General features: G+C 69.0%; 22 protein-coding genes and 1 pseudogene. 19 read left to right on the top strand and 4 right to left on the bottom strand.

Annotation, left to right across the window (positions count from 1 at the left end; all coding sequences use genetic code 11):
- Window positions 1-10: 10 nt before the first annotated feature.
- Genes ABZ635_RS16815 through ABZ635_RS16805 form a run of 3 tightly spaced genes read left to right on the top strand, consistent with a single transcriptional unit; the run spans window position 11 to window position 2,386 of the window.
- Window positions 11-871: a TauD/TfdA family dioxygenase gene (locus ABZ635_RS16815; protein ID WP_357765533.1), complete on the top strand. Its 861-nt coding sequence runs from the start codon at window positions 11-13 to the stop codon at window positions 869-871.
- Complete coding sequence (locus ABZ635_RS16810; RefSeq protein ID WP_357765530.1) at window positions 868-1,644, top strand: SDR family oxidoreductase; 777 nt, start codon at window positions 868-870, stop codon at window positions 1,642-1,644. Before ABZ635_RS16815 ends, ABZ635_RS16810 begins: the two co-directional genes overlap by 4 nt.
- Before the next feature lie 4 nt (window positions 1,645-1,648).
- The gene (locus ABZ635_RS16805) at window positions 1,649-2,386 is read left to right on the top strand and encodes a methyltransferase domain-containing protein (protein ID WP_357765528.1); all 738 of its coding nucleotides are present in this window, start codon (window positions 1,649-1,651) and stop codon (window positions 2,384-2,386) included.
- 61 nt (window positions 2,387-2,447) lie between these two features.
- Here ABZ635_RS16805 and ABZ635_RS16800 read toward each other — a convergent pair whose 3' ends face one another.
- Both ABZ635_RS16800 and ABZ635_RS16795 read right to left on the bottom strand, forming a co-directional pair.
- Window positions 2,448-3,266 (bottom strand): SAM-dependent methyltransferase, encoded by an 819-nt coding sequence (locus ABZ635_RS16800; protein ID WP_357765525.1) that lies wholly within the window; start codon window positions 3,264-3,266, stop codon window positions 2,448-2,450.
- 355 nt (window positions 3,267-3,621) lie between these two features.
- Window positions 3,622-4,248 (bottom strand): annotated as a pseudogene (locus tag ABZ635_RS16795) (AMP-binding protein); the annotation flags it as partial.
- 203 nt (window positions 4,249-4,451) lie between these two features.
- Between ABZ635_RS16795 and ABZ635_RS16790 the strand changes: the two are divergent.
- From ABZ635_RS16790 to ABZ635_RS16720, 15 genes are all read left to right on the top strand, one after another.
- Window positions 4,452-4,682 (top strand): hypothetical protein, encoded by a 231-nt coding sequence (locus ABZ635_RS16790; protein WP_357765522.1) that lies wholly within the window; start codon window positions 4,452-4,454, stop codon window positions 4,680-4,682.
- A 101-nt stretch (window positions 4,683-4,783) separates the two neighbouring features.
- Entirely contained in the window at window positions 4,784-4,996 is a 213-nt protein-coding gene (locus tag ABZ635_RS16785; protein WP_357765519.1) for a hypothetical protein, read from the top strand.
- Window positions 4,997-5,084: 88 nt separating this feature from the next.
- The gene (locus ABZ635_RS16780; protein WP_357765516.1) at window positions 5,085-5,267 is read left to right on the top strand and encodes a hypothetical protein; all 183 of its coding nucleotides are present in this window, start codon (window positions 5,085-5,087) and stop codon (window positions 5,265-5,267) included.
- Window positions 5,268-5,270: 3 nt separating this feature from the next.
- A complete protein-coding gene (locus ABZ635_RS16775) occupies window positions 5,271-5,420 on the top strand; it encodes a hypothetical protein (protein ID WP_357765513.1) in 150 nt (49 codons plus the stop codon).
- 31 nt (window positions 5,421-5,451) lie between these two features.
- Window positions 5,452-5,640: a hypothetical protein gene (locus ABZ635_RS16770; RefSeq protein WP_357765510.1), complete on the top strand. Its 189-nt coding sequence runs from the start codon at window positions 5,452-5,454 to the stop codon at window positions 5,638-5,640.
- Window positions 5,640-6,083, top strand: a complete 444-nt coding sequence (locus ABZ635_RS16765) for a hypothetical protein (RefSeq protein WP_357765507.1) — start codon at window positions 5,640-5,642, stop codon at window positions 6,081-6,083. Before ABZ635_RS16770 ends, ABZ635_RS16765 begins: the two co-directional genes overlap by 1 nt.
- Window positions 6,084-6,095: 12 nt before the next feature.
- Entirely contained in the window at window positions 6,096-7,868 is a 1,773-nt protein-coding gene (locus ABZ635_RS16760) for an FtsK/SpoIIIE domain-containing protein (RefSeq protein WP_357765504.1), read from the top strand.
- Window positions 7,869-8,296: 428 nt separating this feature from the next.
- Window positions 8,297-9,454 carry a hypothetical protein gene (locus ABZ635_RS16755; protein WP_357765501.1) on the top strand — a complete coding sequence of 386 codons (1,158 nt, stop codon included), beginning with the start codon at window positions 8,297-8,299 and terminating at the stop codon, window positions 9,452-9,454.
- 81 nt (window positions 9,455-9,535) lie between these two features.
- Window positions 9,536-9,931 (top strand): RNase adapter RapZ, encoded by a 396-nt coding sequence (locus ABZ635_RS16750; RefSeq protein WP_357765498.1) that lies wholly within the window; start codon window positions 9,536-9,538, stop codon window positions 9,929-9,931.
- Complete coding sequence (locus ABZ635_RS16745; RefSeq protein WP_357765495.1) at window positions 9,928-10,248, top strand: HIT domain-containing protein; 321 nt, start codon at window positions 9,928-9,930, stop codon at window positions 10,246-10,248. The genes ABZ635_RS16750 and ABZ635_RS16745 overlap by 4 nt, the downstream gene beginning before the upstream one ends.
- Window positions 10,245-10,997 carry a metal-dependent hydrolase gene (locus tag ABZ635_RS16740; RefSeq protein WP_357765492.1) on the top strand — a complete coding sequence of 251 codons (753 nt, stop codon included), beginning with the start codon at window positions 10,245-10,247 and terminating at the stop codon, window positions 10,995-10,997. Before ABZ635_RS16745 ends, ABZ635_RS16740 begins: the two co-directional genes overlap by 4 nt.
- A 41-nt stretch (window positions 10,998-11,038) precedes the next feature.
- Window positions 11,039-11,335, top strand: a complete 297-nt coding sequence (locus ABZ635_RS16735; RefSeq protein WP_357765489.1) for a hypothetical protein — start codon at window positions 11,039-11,041, stop codon at window positions 11,333-11,335.
- A 73-nt stretch (window positions 11,336-11,408) separates the two neighbouring features.
- Window positions 11,409-11,615, top strand: coding sequence for a hypothetical protein (locus ABZ635_RS16730; protein ID WP_357765486.1), 207 nt, complete (start codon window positions 11,409-11,411; stop codon window positions 11,613-11,615).
- On the top strand, window positions 11,615-12,070 hold the full coding sequence (locus tag ABZ635_RS16725; protein ID WP_357765484.1) for a GNAT family N-acetyltransferase: 456 nt from the start codon (window positions 11,615-11,617) through the stop codon (window positions 12,068-12,070). Before ABZ635_RS16730 ends, ABZ635_RS16725 begins: the two co-directional genes overlap by 1 nt.
- Before the next feature lie 7 nt (window positions 12,071-12,077).
- Window positions 12,078-12,362, top strand: a complete 285-nt coding sequence (locus tag ABZ635_RS16720) for a hypothetical protein (RefSeq protein ID WP_357765481.1) — start codon at window positions 12,078-12,080, stop codon at window positions 12,360-12,362.
- 119 nt (window positions 12,363-12,481) lie between these two features.
- On the opposite strand, the gene ABZ635_RS16715 is transcribed toward ABZ635_RS16720, so the two are convergent.
- Window positions 12,482-13,093 carry a hypothetical protein gene (locus ABZ635_RS16715; protein WP_357765478.1) on the bottom strand — a complete coding sequence of 204 codons (612 nt, stop codon included), beginning with the start codon at window positions 13,091-13,093 and terminating at the stop codon, window positions 12,482-12,484.
- A gap of 105 nt (window positions 13,094-13,198) precedes the next feature.
- Between ABZ635_RS16715 and ABZ635_RS16710 the strand changes: the two genes are divergently transcribed.
- Window positions 13,199-13,666: a hypothetical protein gene (locus tag ABZ635_RS16710; RefSeq protein WP_357765475.1), complete on the top strand. Its 468-nt coding sequence runs from the start codon at window positions 13,199-13,201 to the stop codon at window positions 13,664-13,666.
- 86 nt (window positions 13,667-13,752) lie between these two features.
- Here ABZ635_RS16710 and ABZ635_RS16705 read toward each other — a convergent pair whose 3' ends face one another.
- Complete coding sequence (locus tag ABZ635_RS16705; protein ID WP_357765472.1) at window positions 13,753-14,433, bottom strand: hypothetical protein; 681 nt, start codon at window positions 14,431-14,433, stop codon at window positions 13,753-13,755.
- Window positions 14,434-14,612: the final 179 nt, after the last annotated feature.

Below are 14,612 nucleotides of genomic sequence, written 5' to 3'. Positions count from 1 at the left end.
GGCCCGCCAGATGAGCGAGAACACCACGACCGAGATCGGTTGGGGGAGCACGACCCTGGACACCCGTCGCGACCTGTGGTCGATGGCGCTCGGCGACGACGAGCGCGCCCTGCTGTGGCGGGACGCCCGCGCCGAGCGGTGGGAGGACGCCGCACCGCTGCGCGAGCGGCTGCGTTCGTTCGGCTCACAGAGCCTCCAGGCGGTGGGTTTCGCGCACATGCCCAACCTGGTCGACCCGGCGGCGGGCGAGGACGAGGTCATCGCCGCGCTCTCCTTCGTCCTGCGCGACTTCGGCGAGATCATCCCCCAGAACGCCGAGGGCGCCCTGTGGCGGGTGCTGCGCGACCAGGACGGCGACGGCAACACCGAGCTCGGCTTCCACTGCGACACCTGCGACCTGCTGGTCCTGCTGTGCCTCCAGCCCGCCGTGCGGGGCGGCGGGTACACCAAGCTCGCCAGCGCCCGCCACGTGCGGAGCATCATCGGCCGGGAACGCCCGGACGTGCTCGCCACGCTGGAGGAGGACTGGACCTTCGACCGCACCGGCCGCGCGGGCCAGCAGGTGATCGTCTCCCCGATCCTGTACTCCGAGGAGGACGGGACCGTGGGCTGCTACTACCAGACCCGGACCGTGCGGACCTCCCCCGAACGGGGCGGGCCGCCGCTGACCGCACGCCAGTGGGAGGCGCTGGACGTCCTCGACGAGGTCCTGTACCGGCCGGAGATCGCCTTCCAGCTGCGGCTCGAGGCGGGCGACCTGCTGGTGATCCGCAACTCCCGGGTGCTGCACGGACGCTCACCCTACGTGGACGTGCCCGGCCCGGGCAGCCGACGCGTGCTGCGGGCGTGGATGAGCGCGGGTGCCCGGTGAACGGGGCGGACGAGGGCGCGCGCCACGGGCGGGGCGTCGCGGTGGTCACCGGCGGCGGCAGCGGACTCGGCCAGGCGGCGGCGCTCGCCCTCCTGACGGACGGCTGGTCGGTGGCGGTCGCGGGCCGCCGCAAGGAGGCGTTGGAGGAGACCGTCGCCCTCGCGGGCGCCGACTCCGACCGGATGGCGGCGGTACCGACCGACATCTCCCGGCCCGAGGAGGTCACGGCGCTCTTCGCCGCCGTACTGGAGAGGTTCGGCCGGGTGGATCTGCTGTTCAACAACGCGGGGGCGGTCGTGCCCCGCGTGCCCGTGCGCGACGTGACCGTCGACGACTGGAACCGCATCATGGACACCACGGTGACCGGCACGTTCCTGTGCGCCCGGGAGGCGTTCCGCGTGATGTGCGAACAGTCGCCCCGGGGCGGGCGCATCATCAACAACGGCGCGCCGTCCGCGCACGCCCCCCGGCCCAACGCCGTCGCCTACACCACGGCCAAGCACGCCGTCCTGGGGCTGACCAAGGCGCTGTCCCTGGACGGGCGCGACCTGGGGATCGCCTGCGGTCAGATCGACGTGGGCAACGTCGAACCCTCCGACGGCCTCCCCCAACCCCCGGCCCGTCAGGCGGACGGGAGCACGGCGGTGGAACGGACCATCCCCGTGGAGCGCTTCACCGAGGCCCTGCTGCTGATGGCGTCGATGCCGCCGGGGTCGAACGTGCAGTACCTGACGGTGCTGCCGACGACCATGCCCTTCGTCGGGCGGGGGTGAACGGTTGTTCGTCAGCGCGAGGAACTTCGACGAGTACCGGTCCATGTTCGGGCTCACCGACCACGACCTGTCGCTGAGCCTGCTCGACTGCCCCGGCGGCGCCGCCAGCTTCGCCGCCGAGGCGCGGGCCCGGGGCACACGCGTCACGTCGGTGGACCCGGAGTACGGGGCCGGGCGGGGGAAGCTGGCCGAACTCGCCCTGTTGGAGAACGAGCACAAGCACGCGGAGCTGGTCGAACCCGGGGCCGACTTCGTGTGGACGTGGTTCGAGGGCCCCGAACAGTACACGCGGCTGCGCTCGGAGTCGGCGCGCAGATTCGGTGACGACATCGCCGCCCACCCCCGGCACTACGTGGAGGGCGCGCTGCCGCACCTGCCCTTCCCTGACCGCTCCTTCGACCTCGTGCTCAGCTCGCACCTGCTGTTCTCCTACGGCAGGCAGCTGGACGAGGGGTTCCACCGCGAGGCGCTGCTGGAGCTCGTGCGGCTGGCCCGCTGGCAGGTGCGCCTGTACCCGCTGTTCCAGCACGCCGACTCCACGCGCTACCCCGCGCTGGAGCGGATGCGCCACTTCCTCGCGGACTGCGGGGTGACCTCGCGGGTGGAATCGGTGGAGTACGCGTTCGACCCAGGTGACCAGGAGATGCTGGTGCTGGAGTGTGCCGAGCGCGGCGCGCTGCCCCGCAGCGCCGACGTTGCCCACCAGCGCGACCCCGTGCGCTGGCGGCACCGGGACGGCTGACGGCCGAGGACCCCCGAGGGGCGCGCCCGTCGCGGGCGCGCCCCGGGGCCCACACGGGCCCTCAGGCCTTGCGGGCCACACCGCCGTACTGGTCCAACCCGCGCCGGGCGGCGAGCTCGCCCTCCAGGGGACGCCACCGGGGACAGGGGACCACGCCCGGCTCCAGCAGCTCCAGGCCCTCGAAGCGTGCGGCGACCGCCTCCGGGCTGCGCAGCCGGTACGGGTTGTCGCCGTGCTTGTTGCCCTCCTCGATCGCCGCGTTGTAGGCCTCGCTGGTGTTGGTGCCGTCGTAGCTGGCCAGGTAGCTCCCGGACGGCAGGGCGTCCAGCAGGGTCCGGACGACCGGCTGGAGCTCCTCGTCCGTGACGTGGCCGAGCACGCCCATCAGCATGAGCGCCACCGGCTGGTCGAAGTCCAGGGTGCGGGCGGCCTGTTCCAGGATCGCCTCGGGGTCGCGCAGGTCGGCGTCGACGTAGTCGGTGACCCCCTCGGGGGTGCCCACCAGGAGGGCCCGGGCGTGCGCGAGCACCAGCGGGTCGTTGTCCACGTAGACGACACGGCACTCGGGGGCGATCCGCTGCGCGACCTCGTGCGTGTTGTCGGCCGTGGGCATGCCGGTGCCGACGTCGAGGAACTGGCGGATGCCCGCGTCCCGCGTCAGGTGGGTGACCACGCGCTTCAGGAAGTCCCGGCTGGTACGAGCCAGGTCCACGATCTCCGGGAAGGACTCGGCCACCTGGTCGCCCGCGACACGGTCGATCGGGTAGTGGTCCTTTCCGCCCATCCAGTAGTTCCAGATCCGGGCCGAGTGGGTCCGGGTGGTGTCGATGGGCGAGGGGCCGGGGAACCCGCCGGAGACGGGCGTGGGTGCGTCGGACATCGGGGCGCCTACCTCTACACGCAGGGGGTCGTGCCCCACGGCCGGGTGGCCGCCGGTCGTTCGGGGACGGCGGTCGCGCCCGTCCCGGGGCCGTTCGCCCCCACCTTAGGGGAAGGCGCCGCGAATGCGCGTATGTCAGTCATGTGCCGTCGGTGGCCCGTACCGCCCGGACCGCCCGAATCCGGGCACCACCCGCCCGTCGGCGGACCTCCCGCCCGCCGAGGCCCCCACCGAAGAGGGGCCCCAACGCGCGGAGACGTCAGCCGGGGCGGGGGCAGGCGGGCGGAGGCAGGCGGGGCAGGCGGACGGAGGTAGGCGGGGCGGGGACGTCAGTGGGGACGTCGCCCGTTGGGGATCAGGCCGGGCCGTCCCGGAGCTCGCGCTTGAGGATCTTGCCCGAGGCGTTGCGGGGCAGCTCGGAGACGATCCGGACCGTCTTGGGGACCTTGAACGGCGCCAGGTGCGCGCGCACGTGCTCCACCAGCTCTCCCGGCAGCGCGTCCGCGTCCGCGTCGGCCGCCGGGACCACGAACGCCGTCACCGCCTCGATCCACCTCTGGTCGGGCGTCCCGACCACGGCGGCCTCGGCCACTCCCGGGTGCGCGAACAACACGTCCTCGATCTCACGGGAGGCCACCAGGACCCCGCCGGTGTTGATCACGTCCTTGATCCGGTCGACGACCTCGATGTACCCCTCGGCGTCGGCGCGCACGAGGTCACCGGAGTGGAACCAGCCGTCCCTGAAGGCGTCCGCGGTCTCCTCCGGCTTGTCCCAGTAGCCCTCGCACAGCTGCGGCGACCGGTAGACCACCTCGCCCAGCTCCCCCGGGGCGACCTCCGCCCCCTGTTCGTCGACCACCCGCAACTCCACGAACAGCACGGAGCGCCCCGCCGAGGAGGGGCGGGCCGCGTGGTCCTCGGGGCGCAGCACCGTGGCCAGCGGCCCGATCTCGCTCTGCCCGAAGAAGAGATAGACAGACGGCACACCCCAGCTGATCAGCGAAACCCCAGTTCAGAGGCACTCTTGAGTGTCACTGGGTGGAGTTGGATGTAGGCGAGTGGAGGTAGTCCACTCCAGATCCACTCCAGATGGCTCCAGGGTCGAAAACGAAAAACGCCCCCGGGCGGTGTTGCACCACCACTCCGAGGGCTGACCCGAACACCTGAGTGAGCAGGAGTCGAGCCGTGAACAGCGTAACCCGAACCACCGATCTCTCCCTCCGGTCCATCGCTCTCGTGCGTGCCCTCGGCACGGGCGACGAGATCGAGGCCGCGCACATCCTCGGGACCCTCTCCCCTGAGCAGACGCTGGGGATGCTGGTGCAGACCGCGCAGATCGTCGTGACGATGCAGCGCAGCCTCCCCGGCAGCATCGACTCGCTGTGCGACCAGCTGGAGGCGGGGGTCCGACGATGACTCTCTCTCCTGCTGAGGTCTACGCGCAGCGCCGCAAGCGCGCCGTGAACCGAGCCATCACTAGAGCTGTCTCGTCTCCCTCGGAGTCTGCGTTCGCGCTTGTGGACTGGCTCCAGAAGGCTCCCGGCTCCGCGTTCGACACCGATCTCCTCGACGTCCACGCCTCGCGTGCTGCTGGTGGCGGCTGGGCTGAGTACTGGGTGGACGGGACTCGTGTGATCTCCCGCGACGCCGCGATCTCGCTGATCCAGGACCGGTACGGGCTGCTCCGCTCCGAGGCTGACGCTCTCGTGCCGGGCGGGTCCCGCCCCTGACCGCACCGTGTGGTGCCCGCGTCGCCCGACCGTCCTGGGCGGCAAGGGGACCAACCGGTCCGGCAACCCCCGCGAAGAAGGAGAACCCATGGGATTTTTCAGCAGCCGCAAGGCCGAGCTCGACCAGGCGATGGCCGACATCAATTCCGGCGACAAGGACGCCATCGAGCGCTACGGCAAGCTCGTCGAGCACACGCTCGCGGAGGCTGGCGGTAGCAGCGACGAGGCCAAGCTCGACGCCCTCGTGAGGGCCCTGAAGGGTCAGGACTAGAGCGTGTGGCGCCGTTGCCGCCCCTCGGGGCGGTTTCGGGACTACACGGTCCACCAACCGAGGAGCCCCACCATGACCGCGATCGTCCTGTTCGTGATCCTGCCCGCCGCGATCTACCTCGTCGTCTCTGGCCACCGGGCCACGTCCCGCTAGCCACTGTCCCTGCTACATGGAGGAGGCCACCGTGCCCGACACCACCACTGCCCGGACTGTCGGGCACGACGACCTCACCGGCTGGTACCGGCTGAGCCTTGATCCCGCTGTCGCGAACGCGCAGGCGGAGAAGCTGATCGCTCGATGGGGTTCTCCGCGCCGTTGGCTGTCGATCGACGGCATCCTGCACGGCGCTGACGCTGATCGGAGGGCCGCCTGATGATCGCGACCGCGAACATTTCCGTGTCGGTGGTCTGCCTGATCGTTGGGATCATCTGCTGGCTGTCGAAAAGCTGGCCCAAAGCGCAGCTGATCCTGTTCATCCTCGCTGGTGCGGGTATGGGCGCTGGTTTCGTCGGCGGGTCCATCCTCGATGGCATCTCCACCCTCATGTCGGCGGTGGACGGGGGGATGGTGAACGCCTTCGGCGCCCCCGTCCCCGGCCTGCTTGCCGTCACCGTCACCGCGTTCATCGTGCTCGGGTGGATGGGGAAGTTGGCCTGGATGAAAAAGGCCGCCCGCATCACCCCCGCCCTCTCCGCGTTCGCCGCTCCGTTGATCTGGCATATGACGGGCGGCATTTTCGGTGGGCTGGCCATGGTGGTCGGTTCCATCGGCGGTGTTCTCGGGACCGTCATTTTTCTTCCCATCACTGGCTTCTAGGAGGGGCCGACCATGACTGCTGCACCCGAATCCCCTGGCGCTGACGTCATCGACTTCGCGTCCCGTCGCCGCACCACCACAACCGTCACCCCCGTCGACGACGTCCCCGAGCCCGAGCTCATCACCGGCAAGAAGCGCACCCTCCCCACCCTTCCGTCCGGTGTCGGCGGGGTCGTGCTCGCCGCCCCCAAGGCGTGCGTGTGCTGTGTCGGCCGCGGCATCAAGCGGGGAGGCGACACGTGGGGGGAGTGGGTGCGGGAGAAGGGTCACCGCATCGAGCGGGCGAAGAAGACGTTGTGGTGGGCAGCTGGCGGCATCGTCGTGTGCAGCCTGTTCGCGCCCTACGGGATCATGGCGGTCGCCACGGTCGGGCTGATCGCCGCCGTGGTGGCGGGATGGCGCACCGCGCCGGCCTCCGCCCCCGAGCCCGCGCCCGCTGACGTCTCCACCGTGGGGCCGCTCGCCCCTGCCGCGCCCCCCTCTGTGGAGGCGCCCGCCTCCCCCGTGGAGGCGCCGCGCCCCCCTGCGCCCCCCATGCAGGAGGAGGCTTCCCCCCACGTGGAGGCGCCCATGCCTCCCATCCTGGAGGCGCCGCCGGAGGCGCCATTCGAGGCCACCCTCCCGGCTCCGGTCGTGAGTGCTCCCCAGCCGCGCCAGACTCCCGTGGCTCGCTCCGGCCCTGTGGCGGTGGGGCCGCCGTCCACGTCCCCTCTCGTGGGACGGGTGCATCCGGTGGACGTGTGGACTGAAGCCGTCCGCTGGGGCATCGACCCCTACGGCGCCCCCGTCGAAACAATCCTGCCCGGCAACCCGGGCCTGCTGACTGGCGGCGTGTCCGGGTCCGGGAAGAGTGTCGCCTCCCACCAGATGCTCTGCCACGTCGCGCTCGACCCGCACGCCCAGCTGTGGCTCGTCGACGGCAAGATGGTCGAGCTCGTCCACTACCGCGACATCGCCCACGAATACCTGGACGAACCCGATCTGGAGGCGTTCACCGACCTGGTGGACAACCTCGACTCGGAGATGCAGCGCCGCAAGCGTGCGATCGCCGGGAAGGCCGTGAAGATCACCGGCAAGAACTGGCGCCTGTACGACGCGCCCTTCGTCATGTTCCACATCGACGAGGCGCAGCTGTATACGCTCCAGGGCAAGGATGGCCAGAAGCTCGCGCAGCGGATCGCGCTGCTCGCGTCTCAGTGCCGGGCGTTGGGCATCTTCGTCAGCGTGGCGACCCAGCGACCGGAGGACTCGGTGGTGCCGCCGCTGCTGTGCAACAACCTCGTGTTGAAGCTGGCGCTGAGGAGCGAGGACGCCTCGCAGTCCAACACCATCCTGGGCAACGGCATGGCCGGACGCGGTTACCGATCCGACCGGTTCACCGCCGACCAGAAGGGCGCCTCTTACTACCGGGGTGAGGTCGGAGACCCGATCGCGCTCACGACCGGGTTCCTGCGTATCCCCGACGAGGGCGAGGGCGGCCCGGACCATGTGCGCGACATCGTGAAGGTCGCGACGGAGCTTCGCCGCGAGGAGGGAACACTCCCGACCGCCGACGACCGACCGTCCCGCGAGGAACGCCTGGAGGTCGTCGCCGACGCCCTGAACGCGCTGGAGTCGGCCGGGGTGGACCGGATGAGCCGCTCGGATCTCGCCGCAGAGATGGGCTGGGACGAGGATGCATTGCGGGACGCGCTCGCAGGGGCGGGCGTGTGCTCGCCGCATCCGATGGCGGGCGTGTCCGGCCGGGGTTGGTACCGGCGAGACCTTGAGGTTGTCATGCGCTGACACCCTCCTGACACCCGTGATGACGCGCTGACCTGCAATGACACTGATGACAGCGGTTCCCGGGTTTTGGCCCTGGGGGCGCGACGTGCCAGGTGTCAGGAGCCCCGTTTCTTCCTTGCTGGGTGGCGCTCCCGCCAAGCGTCTAGGGCTTCCGATGACCACAGCGGCGTCCGCCCGAACCGTTTCGCGGGCTCGGGGAAGTCGGGGTCGTTGGAGGTGAGGTTGTGGAGGGACTGGCGGCTGATTCCGAGCCTGTCGGCTGCTTCTTGGCTGGTCAGGAGGCTTTCTGGGTCCATGGCTTCAGCATAACAGGACAGGGTAGCCGAACTACTATAAGATGCCAGTAGTTGAGCTACTGCAAGCGTGGCCCGCCCCGGTGTCTTGGCGGACGAGGGCGGGCCACTTACCCCAGAAAGGGCACCACCACCATGACACACGAGATCGAACAGCCCGAGCAGGACAAGCGCCCTCCCGGCCCCGTAGAAGACCTCCGCCGGCGCCTCACACTCCGCCGCGGCATCGACTCCCTGAAGCGCACAGACTCCGTCCAGCGTCTCCACGCACGCGTCCAGCACCAGATCGCGGTGTCCGCTGCCCGCGCTGCCGCGCGACGTGACCGACGTCAGCGCCGCGAGGAGAACCGGGACGCACACGAGAACGTCAGCCTTGCTGAACTGCGACGACGCGCCTCCGTGTCCGGTGAGCGCGCCCGCGTGCGCTCTCAGATCATGCAGTCCGCTGAGATGCGCGCCATGCGCGTGGAGAAGGTGCGGCGCACCTCGCTGTTCGTGCTGGTGCCGGTCCTGGTCGCGTTCGCTGCCTGGTCCACTGCCGGGGTTCACGCCGGCCTCATGCACCTGCTCTCCGTCCCGGCTGGTTCTCCGATGTGGTGGGCCGGGTGGGCCCTGGAGCCTGCGCTCATCACGATCGTCGCGGGGATCATTGTCGTCCGCGCGGTGCTCCGCTCATCCGGTGGTGATCTGGACTGGCGGGCGACGGTCGCGGAGTGGGCGGCGCTCACGGTGTCGATCGCGCTCAACGCTGCGGGGCACTGGCCGGAGAGCGGGACGCTCACGGCGGTGGCCGCTCTGATCGCCCACAGCATCGGCCCGCTCGGGGCTGCGCTCACGGCATGGCTGATCGGGATCATCGACGATGCGGTGGCGAGCGCTCAACCGGAGAAGCGTGACGGGGAGCCGGTGCCGACGCTCGCTGAGCTGAACGTGATCGGGGGCGCCGAGCGAGCGGCGAGCGCACCCGTGAACGGGCTTGAGCGCCCCGTTGAGCGACCGGCGATCACGCAGGTCAACCCGGATGAGCGGACCGGTGAGCTGTCGGACGCGGACTATGAGCGGCTGCTGAGCGGCACCGGCTCGGAAGACGCCCCGACGGAGCCAGCGGCGATTGAGCGGCCCGAGCGACCGGTGAGCGGATCGGTGAGCGAGCGGCAGAAGATCGTCGCTCAGCTCCTGGAGAAGCGGCCGGACATGACCGGACCGGAGATCGCTCAGGCGCTCACGGAGGCCGGTCACCCGGTGAGCGTTCCGACGGCCAAGCGTGATCGGAAGGCGGTCATGGGCGAGTGATCGCTCGGTGATCGGTGGGCGCTCGCTCAGTGCGAGCGGGCGCCCCGTTCATCTGAGCGCATCGATCGGCGGTGCGTTCAGTTGAGCGAAGACTTGGAGTCCCCCATGAGCGTCATCATCACGACCTTCGGTGTCCTGCACGCCCCCGAGCCTGCTGCTGCCAGCCCCGTCCGCGTCGATCTCACGACCGCGCTCCGCAATCCTGCTGACGACCCGGCGATGATCGAGATGACGGGCCTCGACGCCCGCGTGCGTGACCACGTCATGACCACCCCCGGCGCCGACGTGATCCGCGACCAGGCACTCGCGGACATCGAGGAAGCGCTCGACGACGGCGACGTCCAGGTGCTGGTGTACTGCCGCGGAGGCAGGCACCGCAGCGTCGCCATTGGCGAGGAACTGCACGACGCCCTCTCGGCTCGGGGCGTGGACGTCCGTGTCGTGCATCGCGACGTTGAGAAGGCGGTCGTGCGATGAGTTGCGTGTTCTGTTCCATCGTCCGCGGCAACGCCCCGGCGCAGGTCGTGCGGGAGTGGTCTGATGCGATCGCGTTCGTCCCGCTCAACCCATGCGCCGACGACCACACGCTGATCGTCCCGAGGCTGCACGTCGCCGATTTCACCACCGACCCAGAGGTGACTGCGGCGACTATGCGGCGCGCCTCGGAGTTCGCTTCCCTCGGTCAGCACGTGTCCGTGAACGTCGGCGCCGCAGCCGGACAGACCGTGTTCCATCTCCATGCTCACGTGTGGTCGTGCACCGGCTCGGACATGCCGTGGGAGGGGGCCTCATGATGGGGGCCAGTCATGCCGCGACCGGTTTGCTGACCGGTGCCACGGTTGGAGCTCTGCTCGGTACCCACGTCGCGGACCCGTTCATCTGCGCGGCGGTCGGCGCCGGTGCCGCCCTGTTGCCGGACCTCGACGAGCCGGGCAGCACTGTGGGCCGGTCACTGGGGTTGGTGACCGAGGGCACGTCGCGTCTGCTGCGGTCGGCGTCCCGCACCGTCTACGAGGCGACCGGGACCGCCTACGAGCTGCGCGCGGGGAAGGACGGCGGTCACCGACACCTGACCCACACCATCCCCGCCGTGGTGGTGTTCGGCCTCCTCGGATACGTCGTCGCCGCCGTCGCGCCGCTCGGGACCGCGCTGGTGGTGTTCGCCATGGCGGCCCTGGGCGCGGGCACGGTCGCCCGGTCGTTGAAGGGGTGGGGCCCGAAACGGAAACGGGCCGTCGCGGCGGCCGTCCTCGCGGTGGTGTGCGCGACGACGGCGGTGTACGCGCCGGGCGGTGCGCCGTGGCTGATCGGACTGACCGTGGCGGTGGGGTCGCTGACGCACGTTCTGGGGGACTGGCTGACCCGGTCGGGGGTGCCGCTGGCATGGCCGGTGAAGGTGAACGGGAAGCGGTGGTGGATGTTCCGGTCGCCGGTCGCGTTCCACACTGGGAAGTCGCCGGTGGAGACGGCCATCAAGTGGGCGAGCATCCTCGGGTCGGTGGCCGTGCTGATGGTCGGCGCGCAGACGGGAGTGGCCGCGTGAACACCCTAGATTCCTGGCTGTGGGCGTCTACCATTGGGGGCATGGACCCCCTCACTGCCATCACAGGGACCATCGGGCTCCTCGCTCTGGTGGGCCTGCTTGGGTGGCCCCACATCAGAGATGCCATAACGTCCCACTCGGACCGCCGCGCCGCCCTGGAGCAGGCTAAGCGCGACCGGCTGAATCCCCCCGCTGTCTGCCAGTGCGGGCATGGCAGGGCGTTCCACGCTGCCGCTGAGGCTGGCGCGGGCGCGTGTGCCGCGGAGGGCGCTCCGGAGCAGGACTGCCGGTGCCAGCAGTACACCGGCCCGGAGCCGCTGCCGGAGTTCCACGTCTGAGAACACGCGAGCAGGCCCCACCTTCGGGTGGGGCCTTCTTTGTGTCTGGGGTCTGACCGGTGATGATGGTCGGATGGTGGAGGAGTGGTGGGTCCGGTGCGTGGGTGGCCCGGAGGACGGCGAGTACATCGCGGTGGAGCTGGTGGATGGACGGCTTCCCCCGGCGGTGCAGGTAGAGGAGCGGGTTGAAGGGCGGTTGGTGGTGCACACCTACGAGCTGTTGCAGGACCGTGCCGCGGCTGCGAAGGCCACGTACCGCTTCGTTGATCCGGAGGGTTGATGTTCGTCCGTCGTGCTGTCGCTGATGATGGTCCCGCGATCGCGGGGCTGCTGCTTCGTGCTGCGGCGCGGTTTGAGGTGAAGGACTACCCGCGCGGGTGGTGGCCGGACGGGATTGAGGTCCTGGTGGCCATCTCGGACGGGCACCTCGTGGGCTGGGTTGAGGGTGTCTTGGATGGCGCGTACACGGGCCCTGGGGCGCCTGTTCCCCCGCCGCACGGGTATGTGTTGGGGATCGTGGTGGACCCGTTGTGGCGTCGTCTGGGGGCCGGTCGGGCGTTGTTGGACGGGTTCGTGGCGGTGGCGCGCGCGGCGGGGCTCTCGTGGGTGTTCTTGTTCCCCGAGGAGGGCGAGGAAGTCGCGGGCCGGGTGGCGTTCCTGCGCGCGGCCGGGTTCGAGGCGGTGGACGACCCCGACGAGGAATGGCCCGCGATGGGGCGGTGGGCTCGGGCATAATCGGGTCATGACCAACCCCCCTTCCGCTGGCGGCGGATGCCTTGGCCCCATCGCTCTTCTCGTGGGCTCATCCATTGTCGGAATCACCACTATGAGCGACTCTTCAGCGTTCCTCGTCACGCTGCTCGCGCTCTTCGCCTGCGTGTTCTCGATGTTCTGGGGTTTTCATCGTTTGGTGGTGCACCCGGGCTTGGCCCGCGCGGCGAATCAGGCTGCTGTGAACTTGGAGGCCGCGCGACAGAACACGAGGGATGAGGCGCGCCGCCAGCGTCGTCAGCGGGGCGACTTGTGATCTCCTGAACGGGTAGACTGTGTTCACGTCCGCGACCTTGTTCCCCATCTGATGATGTTGAGCCAGGTATCCACACGTGTGATGTGAGCGTTGGCCCCGCCTCGGCGGGGCCTTCTGCGTCAGAAGTAGCGCGAAACGCTCATCCGCTCATCCCCGAACTCCTCGGGCCGGTCCCATTCGATGACCAGCTCCTTGGTCTCATCCGGCAGCTCGACGTCATAGAAGTACGGGAAGTCGTGCGACTCACCAGGCTGGATCTTCTCCGCAGGTTCGTGCTCACGGATCGACTCGCCCTTCAGAGTGACGTTGAGCGCGACCTCTTCGCCTGTGTTCTTCACCTTTACGGAGCCTTCGTCGGTCGGCTCGTAGCTATCGTCGGCGAAGCGGCGCCATACGGCCCCCCTGTTCTTCACCTCCCACCGCACATGACAGGTTCGGGAGAGTCCTTTGGCGAGTCGAGTGGCCAGTTCGTCGGCGGAGGCTGATCGCTGCGCGGCTTCAGCGGAGATCTTCGCTGACCCAGCGGACTCCTTGGCGATCCCAGCGGACTCCTTGGCAACGCCAGTGGCTTCTTCGGCAGTTGTGGCTGAGCGATCTGCTGCACTGGCTGACTGCTCAGAGGCATTGGTGGAGCGGCACGCAAAGTAGAGACTGAAGCCGGAGATGACACCAGACGCGAGCGCGATGACAGCCGCGGTGATGGCGACGACGAGTTCCCAGTCAACGTTCATGGCGACAAGATAGCGACTACTGGGGGCTGCCGCGCTGGGTGTCCGCTTTCGGTCACTGCCGAAAGTCCCTGCCGGTGGGGGTGCAGGTCCGCCAAGATGATCGCCATGAGCGATCAACAGCGCCCCCGCAAGCCGTTCACGGTTCCCTTCAGAAAGATGCTGGAGGACTTCACCCGCAAAAACGCCAGGTCTACCATCAGTGGCGAGATCACGGAGCGTATTGAGCGCGCGGCAGGTGTCGACGACCTGCGCGACAGGGTTCCTTCGTGGGCACAGCAGGGCAACCTGTGGGGTGACCTGGAGGGCAAGTCCTGGGGCGAACTGGAGGGGCCTTTCGAGCAGGTCTTGGAGGTTGCGAAGAACCTTCCCCCCGAGGACCGGAAAACCATCCTCGATTTCCTGGAGAGCGCAGACACGAAACTGTCTGAGCTGGATTCGCAGATCAAGGAGCTACACACCAAGGCTGATGCTTCGGGCCGGAAGGCTAACTGGCATCTCGCGTGGGGGATTGTCGCTGGCGCGTTGATCGGGGTTGCTGGGAACTTCTTTGTCGCGTGGGTCATGGGTGGCTAAGGTCGCGAGACAAGGCGACTGGTTGTCCCGCCCGACAACTCCGAGCGGGCCGGGGCGCCAGCGGGAGACGCCCCGGGAGGGGAAGGTCAGCCGCGCGAGACCAACGGCACCAGCAGGTCTCGCCGGTCCCGGTCGATCAGGTAGTCCACGAGGCGGCGGACACGATCCGGGTGGTCGTTGTGCTCGACGTTGAACAACGGGCGCTTGTGCCGGATCGATGCGGCCTCCACAACCTCCGCGCTCGCACGCGTGGGGAACCGCTTCATGGTCGACCGCACCGCAAAGTCCATCCACGTGGAACGGCCCTCATGCGATGCCTGACGCCTCGGGAGCGAGTTCGTGATGCCGATGTACAGGAGGACGTCCTTCGCGTCGTAGTAGTGGTACAAGAGCGTCTCGTCGGCGCGTCGTCGGGCGCCGTGCGAGCCTTCTACCCAGTCTCCGTGCTTACTTCGGTAGGCGGCGCCATCGAAGACGAAGTCACCCTCCACTCCAGGGGGCGTGTTCTCCTCGGCGAAGAGGATGGAGAACTTTCCGATGGATCTCTCGTTGTCGTAGTCGATCAGGCGAGAGTCGATCATGATCCGAACCGCATCGAGGAACTGGTGTCGATCCCAGCCCAGAGCCCCATTGAACAGGTCGAGGGGGTTCCTCTTCCCGATGGACTGGTCGGCGATGGCCATCGCGATTTCGGTGACTTCGAGTGAGAGTCCTGCCTTGAAGACGAACATTCGCCAGTCTGCGAGGGGGTCGGGGGTAAGGTTCATGTTGGCCTTCTTCCTGGTGGTTCAGGTTGGGGGTCGGAGCCCGGCCGGTGGTGGTTCACCGGCCGGGCTTGTTGTTTCAGGCTTAGAGCTCATCTCAAAAGCCCTGCGAGATGCTCCTGAGCCTGGCATGATCACGTCCTGTGAGCGATGTGTTGCCCGATGGGCTCTGGGAGATCGTC

The organism is Nocardiopsis sp. NPDC007018, from assembly GCF_040635075.1.
In the GTDB taxonomy this organism is placed as follows: Bacteria; Actinomycetota; Actinomycetes; order Streptosporangiales; family Streptosporangiaceae; genus Nocardiopsis.
This window is presented reverse-complemented; position numbering and strand designations above follow the sequence as displayed.